12 protein-coding genes are annotated in these 12,485 nt (G+C 46.1%); all 12 read right to left on the bottom strand.

Annotated features, from left to right (window positions below; translation table 11 throughout):
• Window positions 1-16: 16 nt before the first annotated feature.
• On the bottom strand, window positions 17-1,141 hold the full coding sequence (gene wecB / locus ACPUEY_RS06080; protein WP_425121511.1) for a non-hydrolyzing UDP-N-acetylglucosamine 2-epimerase: 1,125 nt from the start codon (window positions 1,139-1,141) through the stop codon (window positions 17-19).
• Window positions 1,142-1,320: 179 nt separating this feature from the next.
• Window positions 1,321-3,168, bottom strand: coding sequence for a polysaccharide biosynthesis protein (locus ACPUEY_RS06075; RefSeq protein WP_425121510.1), 1,848 nt, complete (start codon window positions 3,166-3,168; stop codon window positions 1,321-1,323).
• A gap of 63 nt (window positions 3,169-3,231) precedes the next feature.
• Window positions 3,232-4,401 carry a DegT/DnrJ/EryC1/StrS family aminotransferase gene (locus ACPUEY_RS06070; protein ID WP_425121509.1) on the bottom strand — a complete coding sequence of 390 codons (1,170 nt, stop codon included), beginning with the start codon at window positions 4,399-4,401 and terminating at the stop codon, window positions 3,232-3,234.
• A 22-nt stretch (window positions 4,402-4,423) separates the two neighbouring features.
• The gene (locus tag ACPUEY_RS06065; protein ID WP_092820086.1) at window positions 4,424-5,080 is read right to left on the bottom strand and encodes a NeuD/PglB/VioB family sugar acetyltransferase; all 657 of its coding nucleotides are present in this window, start codon (window positions 5,078-5,080) and stop codon (window positions 4,424-4,426) included.
• Window positions 5,073-5,681, bottom strand: a complete 609-nt coding sequence (locus ACPUEY_RS06060) for a sugar transferase (RefSeq protein WP_425121508.1) — start codon at window positions 5,679-5,681, stop codon at window positions 5,073-5,075. Before ACPUEY_RS06060 ends, ACPUEY_RS06065 begins: the two co-directional genes overlap by 8 nt.
• On the bottom strand, window positions 5,681-6,820 hold the full coding sequence (locus tag ACPUEY_RS06055) for a glycosyltransferase family 4 protein (protein WP_425121507.1): 1,140 nt from the start codon (window positions 6,818-6,820) through the stop codon (window positions 5,681-5,683). The genes ACPUEY_RS06060 and ACPUEY_RS06055 overlap by 1 nt, the downstream gene beginning before the upstream one ends.
• A complete protein-coding gene (locus ACPUEY_RS06050) occupies window positions 6,817-7,917 on the bottom strand; it encodes a glycosyltransferase (protein WP_425121506.1) in 1,101 nt (366 codons plus the stop codon). Before ACPUEY_RS06050 ends, ACPUEY_RS06055 begins: the two co-directional genes overlap by 4 nt.
• Window positions 7,914-9,032 carry a glycosyltransferase gene (locus ACPUEY_RS06045; protein WP_425121505.1) on the bottom strand — a complete coding sequence of 373 codons (1,119 nt, stop codon included), beginning with the start codon at window positions 9,030-9,032 and terminating at the stop codon, window positions 7,914-7,916. The genes ACPUEY_RS06050 and ACPUEY_RS06045 overlap by 4 nt, the downstream gene beginning before the upstream one ends.
• A gap of 24 nt (window positions 9,033-9,056) precedes the next feature.
• Window positions 9,057-9,605 (bottom strand): acyltransferase, encoded by a 549-nt coding sequence (locus ACPUEY_RS06040; RefSeq protein ID WP_092820092.1) that lies wholly within the window; start codon window positions 9,603-9,605, stop codon window positions 9,057-9,059.
• A gap of 93 nt (window positions 9,606-9,698) precedes the next feature.
• Window positions 9,699-10,286: an acyltransferase gene (locus tag ACPUEY_RS06035; RefSeq protein ID WP_425121528.1), complete on the bottom strand. Its 588-nt coding sequence runs from the start codon at window positions 10,284-10,286 to the stop codon at window positions 9,699-9,701.
• Window positions 10,286-11,458, bottom strand: a complete 1,173-nt coding sequence (locus ACPUEY_RS06030) for a lipopolysaccharide biosynthesis protein (RefSeq protein ID WP_425121504.1) — start codon at window positions 11,456-11,458, stop codon at window positions 10,286-10,288. Before ACPUEY_RS06030 ends, ACPUEY_RS06035 begins: the two co-directional genes overlap by 1 nt.
• Window positions 11,455-12,480 carry an NAD-dependent epimerase/dehydratase family protein gene (locus ACPUEY_RS06025; RefSeq protein WP_425121503.1) on the bottom strand — a complete coding sequence of 342 codons (1,026 nt, stop codon included), beginning with the start codon at window positions 12,478-12,480 and terminating at the stop codon, window positions 11,455-11,457. The genes ACPUEY_RS06030 and ACPUEY_RS06025 overlap by 4 nt, the downstream gene beginning before the upstream one ends.
• Window positions 12,481-12,485 lie beyond the last annotated feature (5 nt).

Genomic DNA, 12,485 nt, shown 5'->3' with positions numbered 1-12,485 from the left:
TACTTCTTACACTTACTCAATTATTTTCTAAAAATTCAATAATTTGCTGACATGCAGTTCCATCACCATAGGGGTTGTGGGCTTCTGCCATTTGTTTATACAGTTCGGTATTTACTAATAAATCCGTTACAGATTTTTCAATTAGGTCTGCATCCGTTCCTACCAGTTTAACCGTACCCGCCTCTACAGCTTCAGGACGTTCAGTGGTATCTCGCATAACCAATACCGGCTTGCCTAATGAAGGTGCTTCTTCCTGAATACCGCCAGAGTCGGTCAAAATTAAATAACTGCGATTCATTAAATATACAAATGGCAGATAATCCTGCGGTGCAATTAAATGAATATTTGAAATCCCGGATAGAAGCTCGTTTACAGGCTTTTGCACATTTGGATTTAAATGCACCGGATATACAATCTGTACATCTGAATATTTTTGAGCAATATTTGCCAATGCCTGACAAATATTCAAGAAACCTTGACCAAAGTTTTCGCGACGGTGGCCGGTAACTAAAATCAATTTTTTGCTTTCATCTAAAAAGCTGAATTGGGCTTTAAAATCAGCAATAATTTTGTGATCAGTTTCTACTTTTTCTTTCACCTTTAATAAAGCATCAATTACAGTATTTCCTGTAATTGTTATATTTTCCGGATTAATATTTTCTTTTATTAAATTATTATAAGAGGACTGTGTAGGTGCAAAATGATAATTTGCCAATGCTCCCGTTAACTTACGGTTTGCTTCTTCCGGCCACGGCGAATAAATATCGCCAGTGCGTAATCCGGCTTCAACATGACCAATCTTCACCTTATGATAATAAGCAGCCAGGGATGCTGCAAATGTGGTTGCGGTGTCGCCATGCACCAGTACTACATCTGGTAACCATTCTTCAAAAACTGCTTCCAAACCCTTTAGAACACCAGAAGTCACATCGGAAAGCGTTTGGCCCGGTTTCATTAAGTTTAAATCAAAATCGGGAGTTAAATTAAATAGTTCAAGAACTTGATCCAACATTTGACGATGTTGGCCCGTTACACAAACCTTTGTTTCGAAGCTTTCATTATTTTCTTTTAACTGCAACGCCAAAGGCGCCATTTTAATTGCTTCGGGCCGTGTACCAAAAACAAGTAGAACTTTTTTCACGTAAAATCCCTATCTAAATTATAGTAAAAATAAGATTTAATTAAGGTCAACATTCTAGCAATATTAATGATTATTTTAAATAAAAGATTTTGTTTACTTTTTTTACCACGACTTTATTTATGGGACTACGGGACTAAAAAATATAATGATGCCCAGCACTAAAATAACCGCATTCATACTTAGCGATTAAAACCAGCAACATATTTATTTAATAACGTATATAGCAATTTTGTTTCAGCATTTTCTCTACTAAGCATATTCAAATGATCAAAAACGTTTAAAATCTCTTGCCATGAATAATATTTTTCATATGATTTTAAAATCCGCTCATGATCGGTCTTTTCTACATTTTCCTGATCAATCAACAACTCTTCATACAACTTCTCGCCCGGACGCAATCCGGTAAACTGAATTTCAATATCACCCAGGCCATTTTCATCGATGGGACGGAAACCGCTTAAACGAATCATCTGTTTGGCCAAATCGACAATTTTTACCGGCTCTCCCATATCCAGCAAAAATACGTCACCACCCGTACCCATCGCCCCTGCCTGAATCACCAGCTGGGCTGCTTCAGGAATGGTCATAAAGTAACGGGTCACCTCCGGATGGGTCACCGTGACCGGTCCGCCTTGGGCAATCTGCTTTTTAAACAAGGGAACCACTGAACCCGATGAGCCCAATACATTGCCAAAACGTACTATACTGATTTGTGTTTGCGGTTTTGTTGCGGCCAAACCCTGACAGTACAGTTCTGCCATCCGTTTAGACGCCCCCATGACATTGGTCGGGCGCACGGCTTTATCGGTGGAAATTAAAACAAAGGTTTCCACACCCTGCTTCACGGCTGCATCGACACTGCGTGCAGTACCAATCGAGGTGTTATAAATGCCTTCAAACGGATTGGCTTCCACCAATGGCACATGCTTATAGGCTGCGGCATGATAAACCGTTTGTACCTGATACTCGGCAATAATGCGTTCTAATTTGGCCTGATTGGTGACAGAACCCAGAACAGGAACAACCTGGATACCCGAATTTTGCAGTTCACGGTCAATCGAATACAGGGCAAACTCTGACATTTCAAACAAAACAAGAAGCTTGGGCTGATGTTTGACAATCTGACGGCACAGTTCCGAACCAATCGAGCCCCCTGCCCCGGTCACCATCACCACCTTGTTTTTAATGTTTTTTTCTAGAAGTTCCGGCTTTGGCGGTACAGGATCACGACCCAGCAAGTCGATAATATCTACCTCACGGATATCGGAAACCTGCACCTGCCCCCCGACCAGTTGGGTCACGCCCGGCAATTCCATGATTTTGACATCAGCCAGCTCAAAGAATTCAATCATCTCTTTTTTACGCGCCCGGCTGACCGAAGGCATAGCCAGCAAGATTTCTTCAATATGAAATTTGCCTAATTTACCCAAGGCTTTTTTTGGCGCATAAATTTTTAAACCGCTGAGTGACTGACCATGCAGCGAGGCTTTATCATCAATAAAACAAATCGGCAGATAATCATCCGATCGATGCAGGGCAGCCGCGATCTGTTGACCTGCAAGCCCTGCGCCATAAATGGCCACCCGCTTACGGTTCTGTTTTTTGGCAAAAGTGCGCAGCGTGGCATAACGAATCACCGCGCGGCTCCACCACATGTAAGAGAACAGCACAAAGCCGTACATGAGTGGAATACTCATGGGAATAAATGCCAGATTGAGTTTTTTTATGGCATATAAACCCACAATCTGGATAAAGGTCGCAATGGATAGACGCAGCAAATAGTCTTCGTTAAAGGAACGGACAATGGCGCTATAAATACCCAATAAGGTAAAAATCAGAACACCAAAAACGCCGACATAGACATACCAGAAATCAAGCCCCTGCATGACTGCAACGTTTGGTGTTGCCAAACGGATGGCATAGACCAGCCACATGATCACAGGCAAAACACAGATATCCATCGCCACCAACACAATTTGTTTTTGGCGACGCGGCAAAGATGCTAAATATCGGATGATGTCTTTCACTAAGGGCTCTAAATCGCTAAAAGTCAGAAAACTGAATGGCGCATATTATACGCCCATTCCGCTTTAAATATCTGCCATCACCGTCTGAATTGCAGCCACGGTTTTTTGCATGCTCTGTTCAGACAAGGTGGGGTGTACCAGGAACATCAGGCTGCTTTCACCCAAAGCTTGCGCATTGTGCAAACGCTGTTCAGGACGCCAAGGTGTATGCTCAAATGCCTTTTCCAAATACACTTCCGAACATGAACCGCTAAAACACGGCACACCCAAGGCATTAATTTCCGCCATGATACGGTCTCGTGACCAGCCTTCAGGCAATGCATCGGTATTCACTTGCACATAACATTTATAAGCGGCATGCACATAGTCACTTGACGGTTGAGCAACGGTGAAATAGGGACTATTGGCAAATGCATTTTGAATTTTATGCATATTTTCAAGGCGTTTGGCTGTCCATTCCGGCATCTGTTTCAGCTGGAGTCGTCCAATGACCGCCTGCATTTCCATCATGCGCCAGTTGGTGCCAAAGGAGTCATGCAACCAGCGGAATCCCGGTGGATGCTGCGTGTTGTAAACACTGTCAAAGTTTTTGCCGTGATCTTTATAGGACCACATTTTTTTCCAAAGTGCTTCATCATTGGTGGTGACCATACCACCTTCACCGCCCGTGGTCATGATCTTGTCCTGACAGAAGGACCATGCGCCAATATGGCCAATCGAGCCTGCTGATTTGCCTTTATACATTGCACCATGCGCCTGGGCACAGTCTTCAATAACATAAAGGCCTTTTTCCTCGGCCAATTGCATGATCGGGTCCATATCGCACATCCAGCCGGCCAAATGTACACAGATAATGGCTTTAGTGTTTGGTGTAAGAACGGCTTCAATGCTACGGCGTGAAATGTTTTGCGAGTCCAGTTCAACATCGGCAAAAACCGGATTGGCCCCGGCTGTCACAATTGAACTTGCCGAAGCTAAAAAGGTGCGTGAGGTGACAATCACATCATCACCCTGACCAATGCCCAGTGCTTTTAAAGCCAGATCCAGCGCTACGGTGCCATTCGCCACAGCCACGGCATAATCCGTTCCGGCAAATTGTGCAAATTCCTTCTCAAATTCACGACATTCCTGACCGGTCCAGTAATTCACTTTATTGGACAAAAGGACTTTTGAAACCGCATCTGCCTCTGCTTGCGTGAAACTTGGCCACGGCTCAAATGCACTGTTTAACATGGAATTTTCCTAGCTTTAAATTCTATCTGGATTCAACGATACGTGCCGGATTACCCACCACGGTAACGCCAGCCGGTACACTTTTGGTCACCACGGCGCCCATACCAACAATCGCACCACGACCGATAACCAGAGGTTGTTCAGGTGTGCCCTGCTTGATCATGGCACCCGCACCAATGTAGGCGTGGTCTTGAATATGAATATTGCCGTTGCATTTTACCCCTGGCGCAAAGGTAACGAAATCCCCAATCACGCAATCATGCTCGACATAGCTGTATAAATTGGCGTGGAAGCATTTTCCAATTTTAATATTCGAGGTAATAGTCACAAATGGACTCAGGGCTGCACCAGCTGCAATCTGGGCATCATCCATCAGCACCACATTATCTGCCATAACTGACCAGAGCTGAATACCATCCGCTTCCAGGCGATTGGCGATTTTTTCACGCACCTGGCTATTGGCAATGGCAATCAGCACCTGTTTCTGCGCAGCAGGTTCAGCCAGAAAGCTGGCATAGTTCATGGCACGATGAGCATTGACCGTGGTGATGGCAGTCTGTGCATCATCAATAAACACAATTTCAGATGGGTCCTGTTCACGGGCCAGTTGCTGCCGCGCCACCGGCATCAGGCTACGCCCACAGCCCGAAGCCCCATATATGGCATAGAGTTTAGTCATTTTTCTGTTCCCGTGTGCCGGTAAATTTTGTCATGGTTGCCTCGCCTTCGGCACTGATGTCATCCTTGGCCAGCACTTTTTTTACGGTTTTCAGCATAATTTTAAAGTCCAGCCACAGCGACTGATTTTCCACATACCAGGTATCCAGCTTGAATTTTTCTTCCCAGCTGATGGCATTACGCCCATTCACCTGTGCATGTCCGGTCATGCCGGGACGCACATTATGGCGCTTGGCCTGCTGGCTATTGTATAAAGGCAGATATTCCATTAACAGTGGCCGTGGTCCAACGATACTCATCTCACCTTTAATCACATTCCACAGTTCCGGCATTTCATCCAGACTGGTGGCACGCAGCATTTGACCAAAGGGCGTTAAACGTTCACTGTCGGGTAATGGATTTTCGTTTTCATCCACTGCATCTTTCATGCTGCGAAACTTGATCATTTCAAAGGGTTTGCCATGCAGACCCGGACGCACCTGACGGAACAGCACCGGTGAGCCTAAGTTTTTACGCACCTTATAGGCCACAAACAGATATAACGGAGACAGCAGCAGCAAGGCCGTCGAGGCAATCACAATATCTAAAGCGCGTTTTAGCATCAGATCAGCTCCATTTCCGTCATCATGTGTTTATTCACTTGATGCACATCATATTTATTGAGTGCCATTTCACGGGAACGCTGTCCCATATAGGCAATCAGCTGGGGATCTTCAATAAAGTACTGCATGCTCTGCACCAGATCATCGACCGATTTGACCGCCACCAGATAGCCATTTACGCCATTGCTCACCGTTTCACGGCAGCCCGGAGCATCGGTGGTAATAATGGCTCGACCCATCGCCATGGCTTCCAGCACGGTACGCGGGGTTCCTTCCCGGTAAGAAGGCAATACATAGACCGAACTTGCCGCGATGGCCGGACGGACATCACTCAGTTTACCCCAAAACTTGAGGGTATGATCCGCTACCCAGCGATCCAGCTCGGCTTGTGAAATTGCAGAAGGATTGTCATCAATCCAGCCGACCAGATGAAATTCCGTTTCAGGATATTTCGCTTTGACAATGCGCGCCGCTTCGGCATATTCACGCACACCTTTATCACCGAGCAAACGGGCAATCAGCAAGAAAGAAGCTTTCACCTGCCCGTCTTCATTGCGCGGTAAAGGCATGAGCTCAAAATCCTGTACATTCACCCCTGAACCATTGACCACTACAGTCGGCTTGCTTGAATCCAGCAAATGCATCTGCTGAAACAGCTTTAAATCGTCCGGATTCTGGAAAAACACTTTATGGGCATGTTTTAAAGCCTGGGCATACAAGCCATGCACCAGTTTTTGAAAAAAGCTGCGTTTGCCCGATTCTATATTTTGAAAGGCATAACCCAATCCGGTAATCAAGGCAAAACGCTGCGGCACCCGTGCCAGCCATGCCGCCAAGGTGCCGTAAATCACAGGTTTAATGGTATAGCTCAGTACCATATCCGGCTGAATCTGGCGGATCATCTGATACAGGGTTTGCAGCAGCTTAAGATCGGCCAGTGGATTGGTGCCTGCGCGCTGCATGGGAATGCCATGCACCTGATAGCCCAACTGCTGCAACTGCTTTAATTCATCGGGAAAATCCGTCAGGTCCGGTGAAAACACATGAATTTCATAACCCTGAGCATGGATCGCTTCCAACAGTTTGCCCCTAAAATTCAAGGCTGAAGGCAGATAGCTACAAATCATCAAAAACTTCATGCACCTTGTCTCCACATGTCCAGATACTGCTGACTCACGCTTTCAATACTAAAATGTTGTTCCACCCGTGCACGGCTGGCTTGTTTCAACTGTAATTTTTCCGCCTGGCTGGAATGGACATAATCCAAAATGGCATTGGCCAACGCCTCCGGATCACGTGGCGGCACAATGGCACCCAGCTCATCAACTATATATTTAGCATCGCCGACATCGGTACTGATACAGGGCAGACCGGATGCCATCGCTTCGACCAGCACATTGGGAAAGCCTTCGGTAATCGAGGTCATCAAAAAGGCATCCACCGACTGATAAAATGCCGGCATGTCGGAAACCTGATCGAGCAGATGCACTTTGTTTTTATCTAGCCCAAATTGCTCAAACAGGGCTTTGACTTCGGGATTCTCTAAGCTTGCCCCACTGCCGGCAATTTTAAAAATAATCGGCTGATCTTTCAGTTTTGCCAGAGTCGCAAATAAATAGGGATAGCCTTTTGCGGTGTGATAACGCCCTGCAAAACCAATCACCAACGGCTCATGTAAATCAGGATTGGGCTGAAACTTATCTAAAAACACACCATTGGCAATCACTTGGGCATTGTTATTTTTCAGGCCAAAGCGTTGATGCTGTTGCAAAGATGAATGCGCGCAATAAATCACGCCTTGGGGCTGCGCGGCCAGAACTTTGCTCATGACCAGGGCGACTTTGGTACTCAGCGATTCTTCTTTGGGAGAGGCCAGCGAATGATGAATGCCCCAAAAAATCTCGGGTTTTGAACTGAGACCGATGCAACTTAAACTGGTCAATACATTGGCATGGTACATCCAGCATTGCACCGTTTTTGGCGCAATGGACTTGAGCAAATGCCGCAGCTTAGCAATCGTCCCCAGTGTATTCAGCCCGTTCCAGCCCAATGCATAATAAGACTGGCATTGCGCCAGGGTTTCGGCATACACCTCCGATGTTTTCATCAGTGCGATAATCACATGCGCATACTGGTCGCGGGTCTGCTGAATCAGGCGTGCCAGCATCATCTCTGCCCCGCCCACTCCGGCAAAATTGGTAATCACATGTACCATGACTGGTTTCGGCTGATTCATGCGGAGCGCTCCATCAGCTGCAGATAACGCTGTTGCACGGTATGTTTATGGAATTGCAGACAATGTGCAGCTAATTCAGTGTCATCATACGTGACATATTTACCGAAAATCGCCTGCTGCATCGCCGCAGTCATGCCCGCCTGATCATTACATTCCACCAGCAAGCCAAATTTAGCCTCCGCCAAAATTTCCTTTGGACCGCTCGGGCAATTGGTGCTCACCACTTTAATTTTCGAGGCCAAAGCCTGAATCAGCACCCCGGGCAAGCCTTCCCAATTAGAACTCAAGACAAACAGTTCCGCATATTTAAAATAGGCATAGGGATTAGGATCAAAGCCGGGCAGGTCGACCACAACGCTTAGGCTTAAGTCATGAATCAATTGCTCTAGTTCACCGCGTAATTCCCCTTCTCCCAGAATAATCAAGCGGGTTTCCGGGTGCTGTTGATACAAGGCATGGAAAGAACGAATCAAAAAACCAAAATTTTTTGCTTCGGTTAAACGCCCGACTGCCAGAATGACTTTATGTTCTGGCTGAAAGAAACGATGCTCAACCGCGACCTGCAATTTTTCAGCATAGGTCTCGTCAATCACCGGGTTATAAATGGTGACTAAATTGTTCTTGGAATAGGCATAATATTCACGAAAATCATCCAGCACGCCATTGGACACACAGACCACCTGACTGGCAGCTGGATAGGTCATTTTGACCAGGGTTTTCAGCAGCCACTTTGCCAAGCCCTGCAATTTCAAATTTTTTGAAGGGGTGGAAACCTCGCGTAAAATCAACCGGACCTGACTTTTGGCTAAACGTCTGGCCAGGGCAGCAATAATATTCGTATGGGTCTGGGTCGCCACCAGCACATCATAATCCACCGCCTGCAACAGTTTTTTCAGTGGGAAAATGGCATTGGCAACACGGCCACAGTTTAAATCAATCAATTGAATCTGCGGATCAACCTCGGGCAGGAGTTTACCTTTTACTCCGCTGATGTCACAGACCACCACATCCACTTTGCGTCCCTGCTGGACCAGGTTGTTGGCCAACTGAATCACGGTACGTTCTGCCCCACCACCCCCTAAGCTCGGCAAAAAAAACATGATTTTATTGAGCATAACAATACCTAAAAATGGAAGAAATTAATCGGTGCTTTTAGAAGCTTGCAGAGCCATTGCACGTTGCACACGCTGCTGATAATCATGGATGCCGGCCAGTTCTGAATCGCTGGCACAGCTGGCTTGAATCTTGGCAGCGTAGTCCGCAAAACTTGAAACCACCTTGGCGGGCACACCTATCGCCACACTGTTGTCCGGAATATCTTTGGTCACTACCGAACCGGCACCAATCACCACATTGGAACCAATCTTCACCCCCGGCATAACAATCGTATTGACCCCGATAAACACATGCGAACCGACCTGAATCGGGGCAAAGCGTTGATAGCGTTTGCCGTGCTGGTCTTTGACCAGACAGGTACTGCCATCATGAGTGATGAATTTCACCCCGGAAGTTACCGTAACATGATCGCCAATAGCAATCAGAAAGGGTTCCGAGCCCCAGCTTTTAATATAAATTCGGCAATGTTCACCTACGCTGACCCCTTTTTTCCGCGCATAAGCCACACTGCCTTTGGCCATAAAATAGACCAGGTCAAAGAGTGTATTGAAGACGGATTTTATCAATGCCATGCGCATGACCTTTAGAGCAGCAAAACAAAAAATGCGAGAAGTGGGCTATTTTACGCCTAAATTGGCTTCAGGCATATAATTGCATTGCCAGGCTTATTTGATTTTTCTGGCAGGAATGCCGACATATATTCCCGGCTCGGCAAGCGTTTTGGAAACCAGACTGCACGCTCCAATTACACTGTTGTCCGGAATATTGACGCCATCCAGAACCGTCACCCGGGCACCCAGCCAGATATTTTCACCCAGACTGACCCCCTGCTTGGTAATCTGGTCTTTCACCAAGATATCCGGATCATCAAATTTATGGTTACTGGCAATAATGATACTTTGCGTGCCAATACGGGTATTGTCGCCAATGCTGACTCCACCGCAGCCATTGATAAATGACTTGGAATTGATGCTGACATCCTGACCAATACTGATATTGCCACCAAAACATTTGATATAACAACTTTCACCAATAAAGCTGTTGTCGGCAATGCTGAGCGTTGCGCCTGGTTCCACAATCAGGCTGACCTGATCGCCGATATAGACGTTTTTACCCATACGCACCTGACCTGCAATTTCAAGCGTAGTGCCTTTGCCAAAATATTTAAACCGGGTAGCAAAGGCCTGATTATAAAGCACTTTGCGGCATTGTGCAGTGAACCAGTTCATGAGTTTTAAAGCTTTAAAAAACATCACTTTTTGCTACTCCACACAGAGAATAAAATGGCAAAGTTATAAAAAATCAGGGCAACCGGTACGGCAAGCAGCATATAGATTTTATTTTCTACCAGTAGATACAGGCCGAAAAATAAAACGAATTTAATCAATAACTCAATAATCTGCAATCTAAACAGCACATGGCTACTACGCTGTGCTATCAGGAAGGCCGAACTGGGCGGATTACAAAAAATGGCCCAATAGCCCAAGGCCAAAACCTGGAAATAGGTAGAGATGCCGACCCAGTCTTGGCCAAATACCCATAAATACAGGGATTCTGGCAGCACAAAAAACACGGCAAACAGCGGCAGAGACAGCAGACTCAGCAGTACACTGCTTTTCAGGGCTTCCTGAGTATTTTCCAGATATTTAAATTTGCGGATAAAAAACTGGCGAATGGTTTGCGACATTAAATTAATCGGCACCCGCAAAGTCCGCTCCACAATGGCATAGAAGCCCATCGCCTGCACACCGACAAAATGCGAAACCACATAATAAGGCAAGTTATGCGAAAAGCTGTTCAGCAAGGCATGTGGCGTATTGGAATAAATAAAATCCTGATAGTGCTTAAATGCCTGCCAACTGACCTGATAAAGCTGATTTTTTACAATATAAATCAATATAAACAGCAGCATCAGCACTGAACTGACACTGTAACTGTTGACCAGGCTGATGCTCATCAACAAGGGCAAGCCCAGCTGTACCAGCACCACAATCAGGCTACGCAAAATATTCAGTCCGGCACAGAAATATTCGGCATGCGCGGCAAATTTATAATTATAGATAGTTTGAATCAGGGTATTGGCCAACACACCGCTACAAATGGCAACCACCACAGCCGCATTAAAAATAAAACTTAAGATGATGGCACTGACCGCCACAATAGCTGTGGAGAACATCGTCCCTTCAAAGATCAGGCTTTTTTTGTCCTGCTCTTCCGCGACCAGTAAGGCTTGATCGAGACGCAAATTGGCAATGGTCGATAAAACGCTGACCACAGCCAATGCGATGCCATATTCACCAAAATCCTGCACCGAATAAAGACGCGTTAAAAAAGGAAGTGCGATAAATGTAATTATCGCACCTACCAATAAACTCGACGTGATTAAGCCAATCGACTGATATTTGGCGAAAATACGCGCAATCATGTCAGATTTTTAACGTACCAGCGCATGGCCAGCTGAATACCGGCATCAATTCGAAACTCAGGTGCATAACCCAGGGCTTGTTCAATTTTGGCAATGCTGGCTTGGGAGTGACGTACATCTCCGGCACGGAAGTCACGGTATACGGCATCTTTCGTATAGTTCACGCCGTTTTCAGCCAATGCAGCCTGAATCGCACGATACAAGTCATTCAAGGTGGTACGGTCACCCACTGCGACGTTATAGACCTGATTTTTTGCGGCATCATCGGCTGTGGTCGCTGCCAGAATGTTGGCTTGGACCGTATTATCGATAAAGCAGAAATCACGGCTGGTTTCGCCATCACCATTAATGAATACATCATCACCGGCAATCATGGCTGCGGTCCATTTCGGAATCACCGCCGCATAGGCTCCGTTCGGATCCTGACGCTGGCCAAACACATTAAAGTAGCGCAAACCAATCGCTTTAAAGCCATAAGTTTTAGCAAAAACATCGGCATAGAGCTCATTGACATACTTGGTCACGGCATAAGGCGACAAAGGCTTACCAATGTTTTCTTCCACTTTCGGCAATGCCGGATGGTCGCCATAGGTTGAGCTGCTGGCTGCATAGGTAAAGCTGGAAACTTTGGCATCACGTGCCGCAGTCAGCATGTTCAGGAAACCGCTGATATTGGTTTCATTGGTGGTGATCGGGTCGGCAATTGATCGTGGTACTGAGCCTAGAGCTGCTTCATGCAAGACATAATCCACACCGGCACAGGCTTTTTGGCAATCTTCCAGATTGCGGATATCGCCTTCATAGAAGGTGAATTTCGCCCATTGCGCCGCACTGACCAATGACTGTACTTCATCTAAGTTATGTTGATGACCGGTAGCGAAGTTATCCAGACCGACAACCGTTTGATCGAGTTTCAACAGTGTTTCTAACAGATTGGAGCCAATAAAACCGGCAACCCCTGTGACCAGCCAGATTTTAGGGCTCTGCTTTAATTGCTCGCATACTGTCCGATGTTGGCTCATCTTTA

Origin of the sequence: Acinetobacter sp. G11 (assembly GCF_049808495.1) — a bacterium.
GTDB classification, from domain to species: domain Bacteria; phylum Pseudomonadota; class Gammaproteobacteria; order Pseudomonadales; family Moraxellaceae; genus Acinetobacter; species Acinetobacter kookii.
The sequence above is the reverse complement of the archived record's forward strand: the minus strand, read 5'-3'. Positions and strand labels throughout refer to the sequence as shown.